This window comes from Streptomyces sp. Tu6071 (assembly GCF_000213055.1).
Taxonomy (GTDB): Bacteria; Actinomycetota; Actinomycetes; order Streptomycetales; family Streptomycetaceae; genus Streptomyces; species Streptomyces evansiae.
This window is the reverse complement of sequence record NZ_CM001165.1, coordinates 2350733-2373196: the sequence shown is the minus strand read 5'-3', so window position 1 is coordinate 2373196 and position 22464 is coordinate 2350733. Positions and strand designations below refer to the sequence as shown.

At 76.1% G+C, this 22464-nt stretch carries 14 protein-coding genes; 9 read left to right on the top strand and 5 right to left on the bottom strand.

The window, feature by feature from the left end; genetic code table 11:
* Positions 1–192: 192 nt before the first annotated feature.
* On the bottom strand, positions 193–1167 hold the full coding sequence (locus STTU_RS09550) for an ABC transporter substrate-binding protein (protein WP_007822180.1): 975 nt from the start codon (positions 1165–1167) through the stop codon (positions 193–195).
* Between the two features lie 753 nt (positions 1168–1920).
* Between STTU_RS09550 and STTU_RS09545 the strand changes: the two genes are divergently transcribed.
* Entirely contained in the window at positions 1921–3210 is a 1290-nt protein-coding gene (locus STTU_RS09545; protein ID WP_007822177.1) for an NAD(P)-dependent malic enzyme, read from the top strand.
* 211 nt (positions 3211–3421) lie between these two features.
* Here STTU_RS09545 and STTU_RS09540 read toward each other — a convergent pair whose 3' ends face one another.
* From STTU_RS09540 to STTU_RS09530, 3 genes are read right to left on the bottom strand one after another with little or no spacing between them, the layout of a single operon-like run.
* Complete coding sequence (locus STTU_RS09540; RefSeq protein ID WP_043254687.1) at positions 3422–3790, bottom strand: hypothetical protein; 369 nt, start codon at positions 3788–3790, stop codon at positions 3422–3424.
* Complete coding sequence (locus STTU_RS09535; RefSeq protein ID WP_007822175.1) at positions 3787–4899, bottom strand: PadR family transcriptional regulator; 1113 nt, start codon at positions 4897–4899, stop codon at positions 3787–3789. Before STTU_RS09535 ends, STTU_RS09540 begins: the two co-directional genes overlap by 4 nt.
* A gap of 1 nt (position 4900) precedes the next feature.
* The gene (locus tag STTU_RS09530) at positions 4901–5806 is read right to left on the bottom strand and encodes a DUF4097 family beta strand repeat-containing protein (protein WP_007822173.1); all 906 of its coding nucleotides are present in this window, start codon (positions 5804–5806) and stop codon (positions 4901–4903) included.
* Between the two features lie 256 nt (positions 5807–6062).
* On the opposite strand from STTU_RS09530, the gene STTU_RS09525 reads away from it, so the two are divergent.
* A complete protein-coding gene (locus tag STTU_RS09525) occupies positions 6063–6962 on the top strand; it encodes a hypothetical protein (protein ID WP_007822172.1) in 900 nt (299 codons plus the stop codon).
* A 617-nt stretch (positions 6963–7579) separates the two neighbouring features.
* Here the strand turns inward: STTU_RS09525 and STTU_RS09520 are convergent.
* Positions 7580–7759 (bottom strand): DUF6104 family protein, encoded by a 180-nt coding sequence (locus STTU_RS09520; protein ID WP_007822171.1) that lies wholly within the window; start codon positions 7757–7759, stop codon positions 7580–7582.
* A 642-nt stretch (positions 7760–8401) separates the two neighbouring features.
* On the opposite strand from STTU_RS09520, the gene STTU_RS09515 reads away from it, so the two are divergent.
* From STTU_RS09515 to fxsT, 7 genes are all read left to right on the top strand, one after another.
* Positions 8402–10741 (top strand): trypsin-like peptidase domain-containing protein, encoded by a 2340-nt coding sequence (locus STTU_RS09515; RefSeq protein WP_007822170.1) that lies wholly within the window; start codon positions 8402–8404, stop codon positions 10739–10741.
* Positions 10742–10885: 144 nt separating this feature from the next.
* Positions 10886–11932 (top strand): AAA family ATPase, encoded by a 1047-nt coding sequence (locus STTU_RS09510; protein WP_052862344.1) that lies wholly within the window; start codon positions 10886–10888, stop codon positions 11930–11932.
* A gap of 5 nt (positions 11933–11937) precedes the next feature.
* Complete coding sequence (locus STTU_RS09505) at positions 11938–15849, top strand: SAV_2336 N-terminal domain-related protein (protein ID WP_007822168.1); 3912 nt, start codon at positions 11938–11940, stop codon at positions 15847–15849.
* 145 nt (positions 15850–15994) lie between these two features.
* Complete coding sequence (gene fxsA / locus STTU_RS09500; RefSeq protein WP_007822167.1) at positions 15995–16174, top strand: FxSxx-COOH cyclophane-containing RiPP peptide; 180 nt, start codon at positions 15995–15997, stop codon at positions 16172–16174.
* 369 nt (positions 16175–16543) lie between these two features.
* Positions 16544–17791, top strand: coding sequence for an FxsB family cyclophane-forming radical SAM/SPASM peptide maturase (locus STTU_RS09495; protein WP_007822165.1), 1248 nt, complete (start codon positions 16544–16546; stop codon positions 17789–17791).
* On the top strand, positions 17788–19284 hold the full coding sequence (locus STTU_RS09490; RefSeq protein WP_052862343.1) for an aKG-HExxH-type peptide beta-hydroxylase: 1497 nt from the start codon (positions 17788–17790) through the stop codon (positions 19282–19284). The genes STTU_RS09495 and STTU_RS09490 overlap by 4 nt, the downstream gene beginning before the upstream one ends.
* Positions 19285–19409: 125 nt before the next feature.
* Positions 19410–22415, top strand: coding sequence for an FxSxx-COOH system tetratricopeptide repeat protein (fxsT, locus tag STTU_RS09485; protein WP_043254683.1), 3006 nt, complete (start codon positions 19410–19412; stop codon positions 22413–22415).
* Positions 22416–22464: the final 49 nt, after the last annotated feature.

Here is a 22464-nt window from a genome sequence, read left to right as displayed (position 1 = left end):
CCTGGCGTCCGGGGACCCGGACGCGCGGTCCGGCTCCGGGGGAGTGGTGGGGTCGTCGGGGGACACGAGTGCTGCCTTCGCTCCGGGGGTGGGGTCGGGCGCGGGCGGGGCCCGCGCGGGGCCGGGGTGGCGGGGTCCCGCGTACGGGGACGGCGGCCCGTCCTCGTACGGGGAACCCCGCGCCCCGTCAGGTCACTTGCCCGCGTTGACGGCGGCCTCGGTGACCTTGCCGTCCTCGACGCCCCACTTGGAAATGACCTTGTCGTACTCGCCGTTCGCGATGATCGCGTCCATCGCGGCCTTGATCGCGTCGCGGAGCTGGGTGTTCGACTTGGCGATCGCGATGCCGTACGGGGCGGCCTCGACCTGCTCGCCGACGAGCTCGAAGTCCTTGCCGCCGCCGGAGGTCTTGACGGCCCAGGCCGCGACGGGGAAGTCGGAGGAACCGGCGTCGCCGCCGCCCGCGCGCAGGCGGGTCTGGGCCTGCTGGTCGTTGTCGTACGCCTCGATGGCGATCTTCTTGCCGCCCGCGCACTTCTTCGACTCGGCCTTGGCGAGGTCGTGCGAGACGGTGCCGCGCTGGAGGACGATCTTCTTGCCGCACAGGTCGGACCAGGTCTTGATGCCCTGGGTCTTGCCCTTCGGCGTGTAGATCGAGACGCCGGCCGTGAAGTAGTCGACGAAGTCGACGCCTTCGCCGACCTTCTTGCCCGTGTCGCCGTCCACGCCGTTCTGGCGGTCCGCCGTGTCGGTCATCGCGGACATCGCGAGGTCGTAGCGCTTGGAGCGCAGTCCGGTCAGGAGCGTGTCGAAGGTCGCGTTCTGGAACTCGAACTTGACGCCCAGCTCCTTGCCGAGTGCCTCGGCGAGGTCGACGTCGATGCCGACGACCTTGCCGGACTTGTCCTTGTACTCGACGGGCGGGTACGCGATGTCCGAGCCGACCTTGATGACGCCCTTGTCGCGGATCTCCGCGGGGAGCTTGTCCTTGAGCGAGGAATCGGCGGCCTTCGAGGAACCGGCCGAGGCGGCGGGCTCCTTCTTGTCGTCGTCCTTCGTCTGGTCGCCGCAGGCGCCGAGGAGCAGGGCACCCGCGACCACGACAGCGGCGGCCGTCGCTGCACGGGGCTTCACGGCGAACAGGCGACGCGGGGAGTTGGTGGTCATGAGGGTCCCTCCGGCGGAAGTCTGGAATTGCCGACGGGGGTCACGGTGAACGCGTCTTCGAGTGTCGTGACCCAGTGCGATGCACGGCATCTTGCCATTCGGACAAGACCGCTCAGGGGGTCACCGATGTCAAAATCGGATAACGGGATCGGTCCGGGGGCTTGTGGCCAGGTAACAAGTCGGATGCGCGGATGAGTTGACGGCACATCGATCCGGCACGAATTTTCCGGGTGCGCGGGGGCGCGGAGGTCTGACCTGGGCGGGTATTCCGGGATGCGAGACGCTATGCCGGTTCTCGGCGGGCCCGCGCGGCTTGACGCGTTGTGGGTTCCTTGGGGATTTCCTCGCGTCTTGGGGGGTCTTGAGCGGGCGTGAGGCGGTTCGCGGCGCCGGGCGAGGGGGCCGGGGCGGGTCGCGCGAGGCGGCGGGCCGGGCGGGCGCGGACCGCGTGTGACCCGGCCCTCGTCCGAAAGGACTCGTACGAGGCGGGCGCGATCCGGTAGAAAAGACGGCTACACCCCTCATCAGGGGCCCAGGACGCGTGTGCGGCGCGTCCGCGCGCACGTGCCCGTACCCGTGGCCTATTCCTTCGCGGAAGCGTTTCCCCTCCCGGAAGTGTTCCGCGGAAGCGTGGAAGCCGTGGTTCCCGACCGGGGACCCGGGCCGCCGGCGGGCTGCGCGGTGCCCGCCCGCCCTCCTCACCAGGGGGCGGACACCCTCAACTGACGATGAACGAACAAAGGGGTTCCTCCCATGTCAGCTCAAGCGGACATTGCCGAAGCCACGCCCGGTACCGACGCCAGTGCGGGCGTCGCGGGCTCGGGCGACGGTGCCGCGGACCACCCGGCCGAGGCGGACGCCGCGCGTGCGGACGCGGCCCGCCCGGACGCCGGCCTCCATCCGGCCTTCGCCCTGCACCGGGGCGGCAAGATGGAGATCGCGGCGACCGTCCCGGTGCGGAACCGCGACGACCTCTCCCTCGCCTACACGCCCGGCGTCGCCGAGGTGTGCACGGCCATCGCCGAGCGCCCCGAACTCGCCCACGAGTACACGTGGACCTCGAAGGCCGTCGCCGTCGTCACCGACGGCACGGCGGTCCTCGGCCTCGGCGACATCGGCCCGGCCGCCTCGATGCCGGTCATGGAGGGCAAGGCGATCCTCTTCAAGCAGTTCGCGGGTGTCGACGCGGTGCCGCTCGCGCTCGGCACGACCGACACGGACGAGATCGTCGAGACCGTGGCACGGCTCGCGCCCTCCTTCGGCGGCATCAACCTGGAGGACATCTCCGCGCCGCGCTGCTTCGAGATCGAGCGGCGCCTCAAGGAGCGGCTCGACATCCCCGTCTTCCACGACGACCAGCACGGCACCGCCGTCGTGACCCTCGCCGCGCTCCGCAACGCCGCGAAGCTGACGGGGCGGGAGATCGGGGAGCTGCGCGCCGTCATCTCGGGCGCGGGCGCGGCGGGCGCCGCCATCGCGAAGTTCCTCCTCGCGGCGGGGATCGGGGACGTCGCGGTGTGCGACCGCAAGGGCGTCCTGAGCACCGGTCGCTCCGACCTGACACCGGTCAAGCGGGAGATCGCCGAGCTGACCAACCTGGCGGGGCTGAGCGGTTCGCTGGAGGCCGCGCTGGAGGGCGCCGACGTCTTCATCGGCGTCTCGGGCGGCACGGTGCCGGAGGCGGCGGTCGCGACGATGGCGAAGGACTCCTTCGTCTTCGCGATGGCCAATCCCGACCCGGAGATCCACCCCGACGTCGCGCACAAGTACGCGGCCGTCGTCGCGACCGGGCGCAGCGACTACCCGAACCAGATCAACAACGTGCTCGCCTTCCCCGGCATCTTCGCGGGCGCGCTCCGGGTCCGGGCCTCGGACATCACGGAGCACATGAAGATCGCGGCGGCCGAGGCGCTCGCCGACGTGGTCGGCGCGGAACTCGCCGCCGACTACGTCATCCCCTCGCCCTTCGACGAGCGCGTCGCCCCCGCGGTGACGGAGGCGGTCGCGCGCGCGGCCCGCGAGGACGGCGTCGCACGACGCTGAGGTGAGCGGGGGCGCGGACGCGCGGTGCGCGGACGCGGTGCGCGGGTCGGCGTGGGCGGTGCGCGAATGCGGTGTGCGCGCGGCTCGCGTGTGCGGCGCGCGTGCGTGGCGAAGGGCTCCCGTACGGGTGCGGGTGCGGTCGCGCCGCTACGAGGGGCCCGTCACCGCCGGTGTACGGGCGGACGCCCGCGCCCGCCGGTCCCGGCCCGGTTCAGGCGGATGCCCGTACCGTGCCCGGTTCCTGCTGGGGCGGGTTTCTCGGGGTGCGGGCCGCGTGGTGGGCGGTGGCGGCGGTACGGGGACGGGGCGCCCGGACCGTGCGGGCGGGACCGATCTCGGGGGCGCGGGTGGCCGCGGGCGGCTCCTGCGTCGTACGTACGCGGCCGGGCGCTTCCGTACGTACGGCGTCCGCCGGTTCGGTACGTACGGCGTCCGCCGGTCCGGTACGTACGGCGTCCGCCGGTTCCGTCGGGACGTACCGCGCCGCGCGGGGCGACTCCTTCGCCTCCAGCGCCGCCAAGTGCATGACCGCCCGCCAGAGGGGGGCCCGGCCCAGCGGGCCCCAGGCGATGGTGGTCATTCAGCGGACGGCTCCCCGAGGACGGCCGCGATGCGCGCCGCCGCCCGCGCGAGCTGCTCGCGGGCCGCGTGGAGCTGGGCGGACGTGACGCCGCCGTCGCGTGCCGAGTCCCTGACGTCGTCGCGGAACCGGTCGAGCAGCCGCTCCAGTTCACGCACCGGATCACCCTCGGCGAGCGGCTCCGTGGCCCACGGCGGCGGTACGGGCCCGGGGCCCTCGCCCGTCAGGTCGGCCGCCTCCTCGTCCAGGTCGTCCGCGAGGTGCTTTCCCAGGTCCGGGGACTCCTCGCGGGACTTCTCCGCCCGCGCCTCCCACGGCGCACGGCCACCGCCCCACGCCCCCCAGTGGCCGCCGCCCGACCCCTGGCCGAAGCCGCCCTCGCGCCCGAAGCGGCCGAACTCGCGCGTCAGCTCGCTCAGTCCCTCGCGCAACCCGGTGGGCCAGTCGCCCCGGCTGAAGTGCTCCTGCATCTGCTGCTGGACCTGGCGCGCCATGTGCTGGAAGTGCTCCTGCGCCTCCTTGGCCTGCGCCTTCGCCTTGGCCTGCGCGTCGCGCGCCTGACGGCGGGCCCGCTGCGCGTCCTCACGCGCGCGGCGGCTCTCGTCGCGCGCCTGGCGCGCCTGTTCGCGCCACTCCTGCTTCGCCCGGCGCAGCTCCTCCTTCGCGGCGCGCCACGCCTCGCGCTCGCCCTCGCCGCGCCCCGCTCCCGTACCGCCCGCCGTCTCGGAGCGGCCCGTCTCGGCGCGTACCTCGCGGCGCAGCTCGCCCGCCGCGCCCCGTACGTCGTCGCGGATCTCGGCGGCCAGCTCGGCGACCGACTCGCGGATCTCCAGCTCCAGTTCGGCCAGCTCGCCCCCGCGCGCGGCGAGTTCCGCGCGGCCGGGAGCGGTGATCGCGTACACCTTCCTGCCGCCCTCGGTCGTGTGCGTGACGAGACCCTCGGACTCCAGCTTGGCGAGGCGCGGGTAGACCGTGCCGGCCGAGGGCGCGTACAGCCCCTCGAAGCGCTCCTGGAGGAGGCGGATGATCTCGTAGCCGTGGCGCGGGGCCTCGGCGAGGAGTTTGAGCAGGTACAGCCGCAGGCGGCCGTGGGCGAAGACGGGGGCCATCTCAGAGCACCTTCCTGTCGGGCTGGTCGGGCTGGTCGGGCTGGTCGGTGGGGGCCGGGGGGTCCGGCTCCTCGGTGGGCTCGGTCTCCTCCGTGCGGGGCGGCCTGCGCAGGAGCGCGAGGGAGCCGGAGACCGTCGTGGCCCTGAGCCTGCCATGCCCGGAACCGAGCCTTCCGGTCACCTTCTTGCTGCCCCACGCGCCGCTGACGCGCAGGTCCTCGAAGGCGTTGGAGACCGAACCGCTCGCCGTGTCCGCCTCGACGGTGGCGTCCCCCGGGTGCGGAAGGCGGATCGCGACCTGTCCCGACACGCTCGTGAGCCGGATGTCGGCGGGCGTCTCGCCGGGGGCCAGGTCCAGGATGATGTCGCCGCTCACCGAATCGGCGCGCACGGAGGGGCCCGTGCCGTCGACGACGGTGAGGGTCCCCGTGACCGAGGCGAAGCGGAGCGGGCCGCTCGTGGCCTGCGCCTCGAAGGCGCCCGAGACCGTCTCGGCCTCGACCGCGCCGCTCAGGCGCGTCAGCGTGGCGCCGCCCGAGACGCTGTGCACGACGAGCGGCGCGTCGAGCCCGGAGACCGTGACCCCCGCGCCCGCGACGTGCACCTCCACGTGGGTGTCGGCGGGCACGACGAGCGAGACCACCGCGTGCCGCTCGCGCACCCGCGAGGAGAGCCACTTGAGCGGGCCGCGCCACGGCACGTCCGGGTACTCGACCGTCAGCACCCCGTCCGCCGTGCTCACGTCGAGCGGCGGGCCGTCCACCTCCGCGACCTGGAGGCCGATCCCGGCCCCCGGGCCCGGACGCCCGACGACGTTGACCTCGCCGCCCATGAGCCCGACGCGCACGGTCCGCACCGGGTCCTCGATCCTCAGTTTCCGTGCTTCCGCCACGGACCACTCGGCCATGCCGAACCTCCCCGTTCTTCCCTCGTACGTGTGTCACTCGTACGTGTCTCGCGCGGTGCGTGCGGGCGCGGCGTACCGGCAGCACGCGACGGGCGCTTCGCGTCATATCGCGTTCTCTTCCGAACACGATATATCGCGGATCGCGGGCGTCAAGTGCGGGGCCGCCGCCATCCGGCGCGGGACCGGGAGGGGGCGGGGAGCCACGGAAGGACGCCGAAGGCGGGCCGTGCGGGGAGGGCCGTCCTAGCGTGGATTCATGGCCAATCCCCCGGGCGGCTCCCGCCCCACGCCGCACGCCGCCGCCCCCTCCGACGCGACGGACGCCGAGCGGGCGGCCGGGGCGCTCCTGCTGTGCCGGGCGGAGCCGGACGAGGTGGCGCACGTGGCGCGGCTGCTGCGCAGGCCGCTCGTGCTGTGCCCGGCGGGGGAGCCGGGGCCCGGCGGCGCGGCGCGGTGGAGCGCCCTCGTACCGGAGGACAAGCCGTGGCTGCACGGCGGCGAGCCGGTCGACAGGGTCCTCACCGGGTGGGCGACGGCGCTCGCGGTCGGCGCCTCCTGGCCCGTCCTCGCGCTGTGGTGGGACCACGAGCGCGCCGGTCTCGTGCTCTGCTCCGGCTTCCGGCGCCCGGTCGGCTACGAGTGGGCCGCGGACGGGACGCCGCTCGGCGAGGACGAGGCGATGCGCACCTTCGTGCTCCGTCTCGGCCTCGACCCCGTGCTCGACCTCCAGGAACTCGGGCCGCTCACGCGCGAGGACCCGGAGAGCGACGCGCGCGCCCGGCTGCGCGGCGTGCTCGCGGTGCTCGCGCGCGCCGGACTGCGCCTGCCCGCCGGGCTGCTGCCGGGCGAGCCCGCCGACCGCCTCCGCTCGGTCGCCGCCGTCGTACCGGGCAACCGCCTCCTGTCCTGGGCGGGCTGGCGCGACGCGGTACGGGGCGAGATCGACGCGGTCGAGCACGGCGCCCTGGGCCCGTGGCTGCGCGGCCCGGGAGCGCGCTTCCTGGCGGGCGCGCAGTGCGCGGTGGGGCTCCCGCTGCTGGCGTACGGGCTGCGGCGCCGGGACCACGACTGGAGCTGCGCGGGCACGCTGCTGGTCGCCCACGGTCTGTCCGCGCTGGCGTACGACCGGATGCGGGCGGGGCGGGGGTGGGGGTGAGGGGGACCGGGGGTGGGGGAGGGCGGTAGCGGGGGGTGGCGGTGGCGGGGCCGGGGGCGGCCGGTTCGGGGTGACCGGGCGGCTCGGGGTGGCGGTCCGTGGCGGGGGCCGGGGCGCTTGGTTCTGGGGTGGCTCCGGGTGGGGGCGTCGGGGTGGCCGGGTCGGCGGAGGGGGGGGGTGTTCCGGGGGCCCGTGCGCGCTGTGGGACGGTCTCGCGGTTCGTCGCCCGGGTCCGGTCCGTCGCTGGGCACGATCCGACGGTGGGCTGGATTCGTTCGCCAGGTGGGGCGGGCCGGTCAGCGGAGTGCGGCAGAGGGGAGCCGACGGGTCCGGGCAGGGCGCGGGGTCTCGGGCGAGGGGTCCCCGGGGCGCGGGGCCCGGCGGGGCGCGCGCTCGTTCCGCAGGTCGGTCCGCGCCGGGGGCGGGGGCGGCTCGGTGCCGGGTTCGCTCCGGCGCCGGGTGGTCCGGTGCCGGGTTCCGTCAGGCGGCGGCGAGCGTCAGCGGAGTCCGGTGGCGGGGCAACGACCGGTCCGGGTGGCGCCCGGGGCCAGGGGGGCGGGGGGCCTTTCCCCTCCGGCGTCAGCCCCCGTCCCTGCCCGCGGACGTGTCGCCCGGTGTCAGTCCTCGTCCTCGTCGTCGAGGCGGGCGAGCCAGGTCGCCAGGCGCTCGACGGGGACCTCGAAGTCCGGGTTGAGGTCGACGAAGACGCGGAACTGCTCGGCGAGCCACTCGAAGCTCACCTCTTCCTCGCCGCGCCGCCGCTCCAGCTCCTCGATACCGCGGTCGGTGAAGTACATGTCGCGTGCTCCGTCTGATGGGGCCGGTGGCCGAAGGGGTACGGGCGGCGGGCAGAGGCCCGGGACGTCCGAGGCACAGGATAGGCGGGCCGGGTGTCCCGTTTCCTCCTCGCCCCCGCACCGCACACGGGCTAATCTGCTCTGCCCGCGCGCCACGACCGAACGGCGGCCCATCGGCCCCCGCCAGGCACGCGGAAGAAGGAACGGGGGACACACCATGGGGGACCACGCGACCCGCGGAACAGGCGGGACGACGCGACGCGGCACGGAGCGCCCGGGGGCCACGGGGCCAAGGGGCCGGGAGACGCACACGGAGCGCGCACGGAGCGACGCGCGCGTCCGGGGCGTCACTCGTGCGGGGGACGGGGCGGTACGAGGGACGGGAACGGGCCGGACGGCCCCGAGCCGGACCGTCACAGACCGGGCGCCCTTCAGCCAGGCCATCGCAGGCCGGGCGTCCCTGAGCCACGCCCATGCAGACGCGGACCCGGCGATCCCGAGCCGTACAGCCGCAGGCCCGGCGCCCCTCCACCCGGCAACCCCCCACCCGCCAGCCTCCCACCCCGCAACCCCCCACCCCGCAACCACCACCCCGCCCCCCAGGGACCGGGGCGGGAGCCCCGTCGTCGGGGGTGAGGTGCGATGAACGGCGGTGGGGAAGGGCAGCCGGTGTGGAAGATCCTGGAGGATCTGACGAAGGCGGCCACGGTCCGCATCCACGTTCCCCGAGCCGGGTATAGCCCTCTCGACACGGTCCAGGAGGCCGGGCTGTTTCTCGGCAGCGGTTTTCTCGCCGCGCCGCAGTGGGTCCTGACCTGCGCGCATGTCCTCTTCGACGGGGCGGCGCAGCGGCCGGTCGGGAAGGGGGAGCGGGTGATCGTCTGCCAGGTGGGCCCCAGCGGTCTCCCCTTCGCCCTCGAAGGCGAGGTCGCCGCCGTGCTCCCCGAGCACGTCCCCGCGACCGGTTCCTGGCCCGCCCCCGACCTCGCTCTCGTACGGTTGCGCCGGCCCGCCCCGTACACGTGCGCCTACCTCTCCGACCGCCCCGCGGGCACACAGCTCGACGGCAGCGGGCTCTACCAGGTCGGCTGGATCGACAACGGCGGGCAACTGACCCTGCGCGGCGGCGCCGTGACCGTCGCGGGGACCCTCGGCGGGCCGGGCGAGGCCGAGCAGCTCCTCCTCAAGGGGGAGGGGTTCATCGCGGGGTCGTCGGGCGGCCCCGTCGTCGACCTGCGGCGCGGCGAGGTCGTCGCCGTCGTCAAGTCCCGGCTGCGTGAAGGCGGCAGCGGCTCCGCCGTCGACCTCGCCTGCCTGCGCTCCCTCGCGGTGCCCGGCCTGACCGCCGAGCGGGCCACCCCGCCCTTCGGCACGATGCTCCCCGACGGGCCCTGGTGGGAGGGCGCGACGACGGGACGCGCCGGGACCGGCCTCGCGGCGCCCGCCCCCGCCGCGGTCCTGCCCGAGCCCCGCGCGCGGGACGCCGCCGCGTACGGGGACGCGCCCGGTCCCGTACCGGAGCCCCCGGAGCCCGAGGAGGACCTCTACCAGGCCCTCTACCGCGATCACGACCGCTACCACGCCTCCCAGCTCGCGGGCGCCGCGCCCACCTGGACCGACGCGCAGCGCTCCCTGTGGGGCCCCGGGGCCCGCCCCGGCCCCCTCGACCGCACCCGCCTCTACGGCCTCTTCGCCGGGCTCCCGCACCCCGCCGCGCCTGCCGAACTCGCGACGCTCCTGCGCGCCCTGCCTCTCGACCTCTACGGTGCCGACCGCCCGCACCCGCCGCGCGCCTGGCGCGACGGCTTCGGCGTGCTGCGCGACCGCGCGGGCGGCACGCGCGACCCGTACGCGCTCGCGCTGCGCTACGTCCTCGCGGTCCTCCACGCGGCGACCCCCGCCCCCGCGGCGGCCCCCCTCCACGCCGCCGCCCCGGTGGCCGCCGCGCTCCCGCCCGCCGACGACCTCCTCGCCGCCGAAACCCGCGAGGCCGCGCACGCGCTGCGGAAGCTGCGCGACTGGGCCGCCGACGCCGCCGACGAACTGCCCCCGGAGATCCGCGCCGTCTACCACACCGAACTCGCCGACTGGTGGCGCGCCCACGAGCGCCCCGCGCCCGCGTCCCCCCGCCCGCGCCGCCGCGCCGCGCGCCGCGCCGTCGTGCTCCGCGTCGACGCCCTCGGCTGGCAGCCCGGACACGTCACGTGGGGCCTCGCCGTCGAGGAGGGCGGGACGGACGCCCCCGAACCGCTCACCGAGTCCGTCCACGAGAGCGCCGACGCCGTACCGCTGCGCGCCCTGCCCGCCGCGCTCGCCGGGCCCCTCGCCGACGCCTTCCGGCGCTGCGACGAGCCGGGCGCCCCCGCGATGCTCCACGTCGCGCTGCCGCACGACCTGCTCGGCCTGGAGGTCGACACGTGGCCTGACCCGTCGGGGGGCGGCCCGCTCGGCGCCGTACGGCCCGTCGTCGTACGGTGCGCGAGCCGCGAGCAGTTCGGCCCCGGGGCCGAGGTCGACCCCGTGCGCTGGGCGGCGCTGCACCCGCGCGGCCCCGGGGCGGAGGGCGTGCACGGCAGCGTCCTCGACTGCGCGGGCGGCACCCCGCGCGCCCTCGCCGACGACCTCGTCACGCTCCCCGCCGAGATCCCGGTCCTGTGCCAGTACCGGGGCGCGGCGCACCCCGTCACGGGCGACGCGCTGCCGCGCCTCGTGCGCGCCGGGTACGGGGTCGCGCTGTGGCGGCGCAGGGGGGAGTTCTCGCGCACGTACGGGATGGTTCCGGGGTACGCGTACGACGGGAACTGCTCCGGCTTCCACACCCGGGTCGGACAGGAGGTGCGCGCGGCGCACAGCGCGGCGCAACTGCCCTACGCGCTGCACGACTGGCGGCGCGCGGCCGAGCACGGGCAGGGCTGGTCGGAGGGCGTCGTGCTGATGTACGACCCACCGCGCGCCGCCCCCGCGCTGCTTGCTCCCCCGTGAAAGACCTGACGGGGCGTCGGGCCGCTCGCTACCGTGTGGCCCGTGCCCCGTACGGCCGGGGCGCCCCGCACCCGGGGCACCCGGCGGGCCCGACGACGAGACGAGACGACCGAGCGCCGCAGACCAGTGACGAGGGAGCCGATCATGAGTGAGGCCGCAGTGTCCGAGGAACCCGGTCCCGTGGCCGGGGAGTGGCTCGTCTACCGGGGCGCGGGGGAACCCCACGACGGGATCGACCGGCTCCCCGCGCCGCCGCCGTGGCGCGACTTCCGGCACCGCGCGAGCGAGACGCCCGGCGGCGCCGAGACCCGCAGGCTCGGCGCGCACCGCGCCCACACCGTCTCGCTGCGCCCCGGCGCCGAGGAACTCGAAGTGATCAACGCCGCGCTCTACCTGCGCCGCCCCCTCCTCGTCACGGGCGGCCCCGGCGTCGGCAAGAGTTCGCTCGCGCACTCCGTGGCCGACGAACTGCGCCTCGGCGACGTCCTGCGCTGGCCCATCGTCAGCCGCACCTCGCTCCAGGACGGCCTCTACCACTACGACGCGATAGCGCGCCTCCAGGACGTGCAGATCGCCGCGCACGACCCGGAGGCCGCGGCCGGGGGCCCCGGCGCCCCCGAGCGCATCGGCGACTACATCAGGCTCGGCCCGCTCGGCACCGCGCTGCTCCCCTCCGCGCGCCCCCGCGTCCTCCTCGTCGACGAGCTGGACAAGAGCGACATAGACCTCCCGAACGACCTCCTCAACATCCTGGAGGAGGGCGAGTTCGTCATCCCCGAACTCCAGCGGCTCGCCGACCGGCTCCCGGGCAACGAGGCCGAGGTGCTCACCTCGGACGGCCGCAAGGTGCGGATCAAGGACGGCAGGGTCGCCTGCACCCACTTCCCCTTCGTCGTGCTCACGAGCAACGAGGAACGCGACTTCCCCGCGCCGCTCCTGCGCCGCTGCATCCACCTGGAACTGGGCCGCCCCGACCACGAACGCCTCGCCAACTTCGTCCGCGCCCACCTCGGCCGCGAGCGCGAGCGCGACGCGGACGACCTCATCGCGCGCTTCCTGGAGCGCTCGCAGACCGAACTCCTCGCCGCCGACCAGCTCCTCAACGCGATCCACCTGACCGGCGCGGCCCCCGGGCTCGACCGCGACCGCCTCGCCGAACTCCTCATCCAGCGACTCGACCGCCCGAGGTGACCCCGATGCGCGACTTCGCCATGCCGCACCACGGGGACGACCGCGCCGAGGGCCCCGCCGACCCCGGCCCCCTCCCGCGCCCGCTCCCCGGTCGCGGCACGGCACGGGGGTACGGGGCGGGCCCCGGGCCGAGGGAGGCGCACGGGGCGGGGTCCGGGCTGGAGGACGAGCCGGGGAACGCGCACGGAACGGGGGCCGGGGCGGCGGGGCGTCACAGGACGGGGGACGCGCCGGAAGCCGGGGAGACCGGGTGGGGCACGGGGTCCGCGGCCGGTGCACCGGGAGCGGCAGACGCGCCGGGGGGCGCTGGCGAACCGGGGACCGCTGACGCGTCGCGGGGCGCTGACGCGTCGCGGGGCGCTCACGAACAGCGCGCCGCCCACGAACAGCGCGCCGCCCACGAACAAGGCGCCCACGAAGAGCGCGCCGCTCACGATCAGCGCCCCGCCCACGACCAAGGCCCCGCCCCCGCCCCGCGCGCTCCCTTCGCCCCGCCGGGGTTCGCGGGCCCGCCGGGCCAGGCGGACGGCACACCCCGGGCACCGCGCGCCGCCCCGCCGTCCCCCCTCTCCTCCTTCGTCCTCACCCTGCGCACCGCCGGACTCGACCCCGACGCCGAACAACTCGGCGACGCGCTGTGGCTCGCGGGCCGCATCGGCGGGCCCCCGGGCGAGGACGGTACGGGGGAGCGGGGCGCCCCGGAGAGCGACGTACCGCCCGCACCGCTGCCCCCGGGACCCGTACCGCCCGCGCCGCCCTCGCCGCCCGAGGAGCCGCCGTCGCACGAAGTGGGCCGGACCGGCGGGACCGTCGGGCTCTACGCCGGGCGCACCGGGCCGGCGGACGGCTCCGGGGCGCGTGTCGGCCCGGCCGAGGGCTCCGCCTACGCCGTCGGCGACCTCGTGCCCGGCCGCGGGCTGCGCATCGGCGTGCCCGCCGCGCCCGCCTTCGGCTCCACGCTCGACCTCCAGCGCGCCCTGCGCCCCCTCCAGCGCTTCCGCACGGCGGGCACCCGGCGGCGCAAGGTGCTCGACGAGACCGCGACCGCCGAACTCTCCGCCCGCGCCGGCGGCCTCGTCCTCCCCGTCTACCGCACCGTCGAGCGCCGCGAGGCGACCCTCCACCTCGTCCTCGAGGCCTCCCCCTCGATGCGCGTGTGGGAGCGCATGTTCGAGGAGCTGCGGCAGGTCTTCTCGCAGCTCGGCGCCTTCGCCGGTATCCGCTGCCACTACCTCCACGAGGGTCCCGGTCCGGGCGCGCCGCTCGCCCTCGCCGCCGCGCCCGGCGCGGGCCCCCGCTACGCCCCCGAACGCCTCGCCGACCCCACCGGGCGCAGCCTCACCCTCGTCGTGAGCGACTGCGCGGGCGAGCTGTGGCGCACCGGGCAGGGCCACCGGCTCCTGCACCGCCTCGCCCGCTCCGGACCGGTCTCCGTCCTCCAGCCGCTCCCGCAACGCCTGTGGAACCGCACGCGGCTCCCCGTCGTCTTCGGCCGCCTCACCCGCACGGGCACCGGGCGGCTCCAGGTCGCCGAAGGCACCATGCGCCCCTCGCCCGAGGCCCTGCCCGTGCCCGTCGTCCCGCCGGTGCCAGCCGCGCTCGCCTCCTGGGCGCGGCTCATGACGGGACGCGGCGGCGGCGCCGTCACCGGGGCCATCGGCTGGGTGCGCCCCGACCAGCCCGCCGGGGCCGCCCCGGAGCGCAGCGCCGAGGTGCCCGCGCTCCAGCGCGTCAGCCGCTTCCGCGCCGCCGCCTCGCCGCTCGCGGGCCGCCTCGCGACCCACCTCGCCGCCGCCCCGCTCTCGCTGCCCGTCATGCAGCTCGTGCAGCGCACCATGCTCCCCGGCTCCGGGCCCGCCGAACTCGCCGAAGTCCTCCTCGGCGGACTCCTCAGGCAGAGCGACGAGGACCCCGCGACGGGGCCCTGGTACGCCTTCGCGCCCGGCGTGCGCGAGGCGCTCCTCGGCCCGCTCGGCAGGGACGAGGCCGCGCTCATCCTGAAGCACTGCTCCGAGTACGTCACCCAGCACTTCGGCAAGGGCGGCCCCAACTTCCCCGCGCTCGCCCTCGCCCAGCTCGACGGGGGCCCCGCCCTGCCGCCCCCCGCCGAGCGGGACCGGCTCCCGGTCACCGGCGGCGAGGGGTACGAGGACGCGGCGGACGCGCCGTACGAGGGTCCGGACGGCGCGGGGGACGAGGAGGAGTCCGCCGCGCGCGGCCCCGAGGGCGTACCGCAGCCCTTCGCCGAGGTCGCCGCCGAGGTGCTGCGGCGGTTCCTGCCCGTGTCGCCCCTGCCCGCGGGCGACGGCGGCCTCCCGCACCCCGCGCTCGGCGCCGCGGACGGCCTCGTCGCCGAGTACGAGCGGCACGGCATGGTCCAGTCCCTCATGGACGCCGCCCAGCTCCTGCGCAGCGCCGTGCGCCAGCAGCAACAGCCCGCGCCCGAACTCCTCGCCACGTGCGCGGCGACCCTGCTGCGGCTGTGGCGCGTCGAACGCGGCGAGGCGATGCTCCAGGAGGCGCGCGGCCACGCCGAGGCCGCCGTCGCCGCGTCGCACGCGCCCGCGCACCGCGCCGTCCTCGCCCAGGTCCTCGCCGCGCTCGCCGAGGACGCGCGCCGCCAGGGCTCCCGGGCCGAGGCGCTCGACCTGCTGCGCGCCGCCGAACGCGAGTACGCCGCCGCCTGCGCCGCGCCCGGGCTCGACCCCGCGCACGCCCTGCGGCTCACCCTGGAGCGCGTCGGCGTCCTGGAGAGCCAGTTCCGCATCAGCGGGGACAGCTCGCTGCTCCAGAGCGGCGTCGGAATGCTCGAAGCGCTCGCCGACGCGCGCGAGGGCGAGGAGAACGAGGTCCCCGCCCTGCTCGCCCTCGCCCACGGACGGCTCCTCCTGCGCCTCGCCGGGCTCGCGGGCGCCGGTGCCGACGCCCGCGTCCGGGCCCGGCGCGCCGCGCATTCGCTGCGCACCGCGCTCGACGTCACGCCCCCGGCGCACGACGAGTCGGCGCTGCGCCCCGAGGACCGGCCCGCCGTCGTCCTCGACCTCGTCGACGCCCTCCTCGCCTCGGGCCCCGAGGGGCTCGCCGAGGCGGCCCGCAGGCTCGCCACCGCCCTCCCCGGCGCCCGCGCCCGCCACCGCAGCGAACTCCTCGCCCGCACCGCGCGCCTGCACCGCGCCCGCTACACCGAGAACGCCGACCCGGCCGAACTCGACGCCGCCGCCGAGCACTTCGACCAGGCGCTGCCCGGCATCCCGCGCGACAGCGCGGCGCACACCCGCCTCCTCGCCGAGTACGGCCAGACCCTCCTGGACCGCGCCCGCCTCGGCGACGGCGATCCCGCCGCCCGGCTCGCCCGCGCCACCCGCGCCGTCCAGGTGCTGCGCACCTGCCTCACCGAGACGGGCAGCCGCCACAGCGCGGCACCGCACCGCGAACTCCTCCTCGGCCGCGCCCTCGTCCACCGCCACCACCTCACGGGCGACCGCGTCGACCTGCGCGAGGCCGAGTTCCACCTCGGCCTCGCCGCCCGCCGCACCCGCGAACCGCTGCCGGCGGCGACCGCGCACCTGGAGTGGGGGCAGTGCCTCCTGCGCGCGGCGACCGGCGCGAGCCGCCTCGCCCGGTACGGGGAGGCGGCCGACGTCTTCCGCGCCGCGGCCCGCGCCGGGCGCCGCGCCCAGGAGGAGGCCACGACCGACCGCGAGCGCGCCACGGCCGTCTCGCGCACCGCGCAGGCCCACCACTGGCTGGGCCGCGACTACGCGGGCGCCGCCCAGCCGCGCGCGGCCCGTACCGCCTACCTCGCCGCGCTGGAGGAATGGAAACGCTTGCCAACGGGCATGGAGGCCATGGGCGAACCCACCCCCCGGCAGACCGCCCAGGAGCTGGAGGACCTAGCGAACCGGCCCGCGAACTGACCGGCGCGCGCCGCCTCGACGGACGCGCGAGCGGGACCGTGCCGCACGCCGCCGCCGTCCGCGGGGGCCGGGGCGGGCAGGGCGCCCGGGTCCGGGACAGCGCCGTCCCGCTCCGCACCGAGCCGCATCGACGAGGGGGAACCCCATGACGCACGACAGCAGCGGAGCACCCGGCCAGGACGAGGCGCTCCCCGACCTCACCGCACTCGACCTGCGCGCCCTGCGCGCCCTCGACCACCCGGTCCTGAGCGAAGTGCTCGACGGGCTCCGGGAGCGGGCGGGGAGTTCGAGCGAGATGCTGTGGGGGTTCAACAACGCGATGTGAGCGGCCCGTCCGCCCTCGCGGGCGGCGGGGACCCGCCCGGACGGGGCACCTGGCCCGGAAGGGACGTGGCCCGGAGGGGAGTGGCCCGGAGGGGACGTGGCCCGGAAGGGCACCTGCTCCGGAAGGGCGCGTGCTCAGTAAAGGCATCCGCTCCCGGCCCCGCCCCCCGCACCCGCGCGGGCGCGCCCGCTCCCGCCCTGGCACCCGCTCCCGCCCTGGCACCCGCTCCCACGCGGGCTCCCGGTTTCGGACGGGCGGCGCGGCGAACAGGACATCGGGCCCGTACGAGGTTTCGCCCCGTACAGCGAGCGGGAGACCCACCACACGGGGCGCGGGACCGCCCCTCGACCGGACCTGGGGGAGCGAGCAGTGCGAGCGACGACCCCCTCCGCGCCGGGCCACGAGCACCGGGACGGCAGCGGGGGAGCGGGCGAAGCCCCGTATCCCTTCCGGCAGTTCATCCTCAAGACGCACAGCAGGTGCAATCTCGCCTGCCGCTACTGCTACCTCTACGAGGGCCCCGACACGAGCTGGCGCGCCCGCCCCGCCACCGCCTCGCCCGAGGTGCGCGCCCACACCGCGCGGCGCATCGGCGAGCACGCGGCGGCGCACGCGCTGCCCGCCGTCTCGCTCGTGCTGCACGGCGGGGAGCCGCTCCTCGGCGGCGCGGGACCGCTCGCCGCCTTGGCGGAGCAGGTCCGCGCCGCCGTCCCCGCCGGGTGCGAGGTGCACGTCACCGTGCAGACCAACGGCACCCTCCTCAGCGAGGCCGCCCTGCGCACGCTCGGCGCGGCGGGCATCCGCGTCGGGCTGAGCCTCGACGGCGGCAGGGCCGCGCACAACAGGCAGCGCGTCGACCACGCCGGGCGCCCCTCCTTCCGCGCCGCGCGCGGCGCGGCCCGCCTCCTCGCCGCGCACCCCGACGCGTACGCGGGCATCCTCACAGTCGTCGACCCGCTCACGGACCCCGTGGAGCTGTACACCTCGCTCCTCGCCCTGGGCCCGCCCGCGCTCGACCTGCTCCTCCCGCACGGCAACTGGTCCAGCCCGCCGCCCGGTATCGACGCCGCGCGGGGCCCCGACGGCGGGCCGACGCCGTACGCCGACTGGCTGTGCGCCGTCTTCGACGCCTGGTGGCAGGCCCCGCGCCGCACCACCCGGATACGGCTCTTCGAGGAGTGCCTCGCCCTCCTCCTCGGCCGCCCCGCCGCGACCGAGTCCCTCGGCCTCGACCCCTTCACCGCCGTCGTCGTCGAGACGGACGGCGCGATCGAGCAGGTCGACTCCCTCAAGTCCGCCTACGAGGGCGCCGCGGCCACCGGGCTCGACGTCTTCGCCCACTCCTTCGACACGGCCCTCGGCCACCCCGGTGTCCGCGCCCGCCAGTCCGGCGCCGCCGCGCTCGCCGCCGAGTGCCGCGCCTGCCCGCTGCTCACCGTCTGCGGCGGCGGGCACTACGCGCACCGCTACCGCGAGGGCGGCGGCTTCGCCCACCCCTCCGTGTACTGCGCCGACCTGAAGAAGTTCATCCGCCACGTGGCGGTCGCCCTGGACCGGGCGGCGCGGGGAGCGCCCGGCGAGCCGCGGCCGGCACCCGTCCCAGGAGCCAGCCGATGACGCGCGCCGTCCCGCCGTCCGTACCGCCCTCCGGTCCGTCCGTCCTCCCGTCCGTCGTGCCGCCGTCGGTGCTGGGCGAACTCGCCAGGACCGAGGGCGGCGAGGCGACCCTCGACCACCTCGTCCACGACCAGGCCAACCGCAGGCTCCTGCTGCTGCGGGCGCTGCTCGACACCGTCACCGATGCCGCCCCGGCCCGCGTCGCGCCCGCCGAAGGGCGCCGCGCCGCGGCCGACTGGGCCCTCCTGGAGGCGGCCGAGGCCGAGAGTCCCGAGGCCGCCGCGCACGTCCGCGCCCTGCTCCTCCACCCCCTCACGGGCCCCTGGGCCCGCCAGACCCTCGCCGCCGTCACCGCCCGCGAGCCCGCCCCGGGCGACCGCGAGCGCGGCCTCGCGCACTTCAGCGCCCTCGCCTTCGCCGCCGCCGTCGCCGCCGGACTCCCCGTCACGACGGAACTCACGGCGTACGACGGCGCCCTCGCCCTCCCCGGGATGGGCACCCTGCGCGTCCCCGGCCCGCACCCCCTGCGCGTCATGGCCGCGCACACCGAGGGCGCGATACGGCTCACACCCCGCGGCGAACGGCGCGTCACCGTCTTCACCCGCCCGGGGCACAGCACCTGGTCGGCCGACGCCGACTGGCTCCCGCCGCACGCCCTGCCCCCGCTCGTCCCCGGCGCCCGCCCCGTACCGCTCGACGACACCGGGCCCTACCGCGCCGCGCCGGGAGTGCGCCACCACTCCCTGAGCGAGCCCGTGACCCTCGACGACGCGAGCCGCAAGCCCTGGTACGAGAGCTGGGCGGGCACCGCGCCGCTCCTCGCGCTCGGCGGACCGCACCGCCTCGCCGAGGCCACGCGGCTGCTCCACTCCCTCGTCCCGCTGCGCACCCCGACGAGCCGCGCGGGCGACCCCGCCGGGGGCAGTTGCAGCGCGACCCGCAAGGACGCCTTCGGCGTGGTCCTCGCGAGCGTCCCGCCGAGCCCCGTCGCCTTCGCCGCGCTCCTCGTCCACGAACTCGGGCACGCCAAGCTCTCCGCGCTCGGCGAGCTGACCCACCTGCACGAGGCGGGCCCCGCCGCCGTCTACTTCGCCCCCTGGCGCCCCGACCCCCGCCCCTTCGACGGCCTCCTGCAGGGCATCTACAGCCACCTCGCCCTCGCCCACTGGTGGCAGGCGTACGCGCTCGGCGGCCCCGAGGGACCCGAACGCGAGCACGCCTGGGCGGAGCACGCGCGCTGCCACGAGATGGTGGCCGCCGCGCTGCCCCAGCTCGTGGGCTCCGAGGTGCTCACCCCGGAGGGCCGGGCCTTCGCCGACGGCATGGTCGCCGTGCACCTCGAGCTGTCCCGCACCGCACCTCCCGCCGGGCACCTCGCGCGGGCCCGCGCGTACGTCGACACGAAGCGCGGCGCGTGGCGCAGGGAGCGGGACAGGAGTGCCTTTCACGCGTTCGGGCGAACAGCGGGGAAAGGTGCTCACGAAGCCTTCTGACGACTCGTGAAAAAGCTTCACCGCACGGTACGTTGAGTGGAATCGAACCACTCGCGGTGTGACCACCGCGAGGCAGGCGAAGGGCCCGGCGCCGCGGGGCCGGGACGCAGCCGGGAGGGTGTCGTATGACAACGGGGACAGGCACGAGCGGTGGTGCCGGCCGGCCGCCGGTCACGGAGCCGATCACGATCAGCTTCGCCGGCTTCAACCGCGCCTGGGCGGCCTGGATCGGTCACCGCCTCAACCTGCGCGGGTACCAGGTGTCCTTCCAGCGCTGGGACCCGCCGGTCTCCGAGAGCCTGGAGACGAGCTTCGCCGACCTGGTGCTCGCGCCGGGCAAGGTCCTCCTGATCCTCAGCGACTGGTACTTCCAGCTCGGCCCCCGCACCGTGCCCGAGTGGAACACCGCGCTGCGCAACGTCGTCCCGCCGCACCGCGCGCGCTTCGCCGCCGTGAGCGTCGCGAGCGGCGCCCTGCCCACCGCGACCACGGCGCTCGCCCCCTCCGAGCTGACCGGCATCGGCGAGCGCGAGGCCGAGCGCCGCGTGCTGCTCGCCCTCGGCCTGCCCACCGACCGCCTCCCCGCCCGCGTCAACGCGACCCCGGGACCCCGGTTCCCCCTCGACACCCCCGAGGTCTGGGGCGCCGTCCCGCGCCGCAACACCCGCTTCACGGGCCGCGAGACCTTGCTGAACGAGGCGTACCACTACCTCTCGGAGGCCGGTGAGGGCGCGGGCGTCCTTACCCTCAACGGCATGTCGGGCGTCGGCAAGACACAGCTCGCCGCCGAGTACGTCTACCGCTTCGGCTCCGAGTACGACGTCGTGTGGTGGATCAGCGCGGAGAACCGCGGCACCTACCGGCGCGGCCTCGCCGAGCTGTCCACCGCCCTCGGCCTGCGCACGGGCGACGAGTACGGCGAGCGGCTGCGCGCCGCGCTCGACGCGCTGCGGCGCGGCGACCCGTACGCCAAGTGGCTCATCGTCGTGGACGGGGCCGACGAGCCCGAGGAGGTCTGGGACCTGCTCCCGACCGGCCCCGGACACGTCCTGATCAGCTCCCGCAACACCGACTGGAGCCAGCACAACAGCCGGCTGCTCGACGTGCCGGTCTACGCGCGCGACGAGTCCGTCGCCTTCATCCGCCGCCGGGCACCGCGCCTCGACGAGGCGGAGGCCGACCGGCTCGCCGAGGCCCTCGGCGACATGCCGCTCGTCCTCGACCAGGCCGCCGGCTGGCTCAACGACTCGGACATCTCCATCGAGCAGTACATCGCACTGCTGGAGGAGGGCGGTGACACGAGCGTCGTCAAGGTCTCCGCCGACTTCCCCGCGGCCTTCCAGACCGCGTGGAGCATACTGCTCAACCGGCTCAGGGACACCGTGCCCGAGTCCATCGACCTGCTGCGCCTGTGCACGTACTTCGCCCCCGGCCTCATCCCCGTGTGGTTCCTGCGGGACCTGCCCGCGAAGGGCGTGCCGGAACAGCTCGTCGGCCTGCTCAACGACCCGCTCCGCTGGAACAGGGCCGTCAACCAGTTGCGCCAGTACTCCGTCGTCCGCCTGGAGTCCCACGAAGGGGCCACCGAGGACGCCCAGTCCGGAGAATCCCTCTACCTGCACCGAATGGTCCATCAAATCGTGCACAGCGACATCTCGGCGGAGGAGGGCGTCGGTCTCGCCGACACCGTGCGGCGCGCCCTCGCGCTCGCCGACCCCGGCCGCCCCACCGACACCCGCAACTGGCCCCGCTACGCCGAGATCGTCCCGCACCTCAAGTACGCCGACGTCCTGCACAGCACGGACGCCGACGTGCAGCGCCTCGTCCTCAACTGCCTGCGGTACATGTACCTCTCGGGCGAGTACGACGCCGGGCGGACCTTCGGGCAGCGCGCCCTGGAGACCTGGCGCGAGGTCCTCGGCGCCGAGCACCCCCGGGTCTGGGACGTCACCCACCACTACGCCAACGTGCTGCGCACCCTCGGCGAGTACGGTCCCACCGAGCGGATCGAGCGCCCGGCCGTCGAGTTCCTGCGCCGCACCAAGGGCGAGGAGGACCTCGACCACCTGCGCGCGGCCGGCGGACTCGCCGCCGACCTGCGCGGGCTCGGCCGCTTCGAGGAGGCCAAGGAGCTGTCGGTGTGGCTCGCCGACACCTACCGCGAACTCGTCGGCCCCGAGGACTCCCGCTACCTCAGCGCCCAGAACAACGTCGCCGCCTCGCTCCGCCTCCTCGGCGACTACGAGGGCGCGCTCGCGATCGACCGGCGCATCCTGGAGGACCGCCGCAGGCTGCTCGCCCGGCGCCACCCCTGGACCCTGTTCTCCGAGATCTCCTACGCGACCGACCTGCGCCTGCTCGGGCGCAACGAGGAAGCGTGCTCCAACCTGGAGATGAGCGTCCGCGAGAACCAGCTCGTCATGGGGAGCGACCACCCGCAGACCCTGCGCGCCGAGTTCGGGCTCGCGATGGGCCGCTACCGCCAGGGCCAGCGGCAGGAGGCCGGGATCGCGCTCGCCTCCGTCGTCGAACGCTGCGAACGCGTCATCGGCGGCCGGCACCCCACGACGCTCCTCTTCCTCGCGAGCCTCAGCTCCTTCCTGCGCGAGCACGGGGACATCGACGAGGCGCGCAGGACCGGCGAGCGCGTCGACCTCTCGTACCGCAGGACCCTCGGCGACGCGCACCCCTACACCGCCGGGGTGCGCGGCAACCTCGCCCTCATCCTGCGCAACCTCGGCGAGCGCGAACAGGCCCTGGAGATGAGCGAGGAAGCGCTCGTCACGATGGAGCGCGCGGTCGGCGCCTGGCACCCGTGGTCCCTCGGCTGCGCCGTCAACACCGCCGCGATCCGCAACGTCCTCGGCGACGTGGAGAGCGCGGAACGCCTCACGGCGAAGACGGCGGTGCAGGCCGCCGAGTCCCTCGGCCGTACGCACCCGCTCACGCTCAGCGCCCGGATCGCGCACGCCGCCGACCTGCGCGCCCTGCGCAAGCGCGAGGCCGCCGACAAGGAGGAGTCGGCCGCGCTCGACGACCTCGCCCAGACGCTCGGCCCGCAGCACGTCCACACCGTCTCGGCCCGCTCCCGGCAGCGCCCCTTCTGGGACTTCGAGCCGCAGACGACCTGACGGAGCGCGGCGGGGACCCCGGGGCCGCGGAGAGCGGCCCCGGGGACCG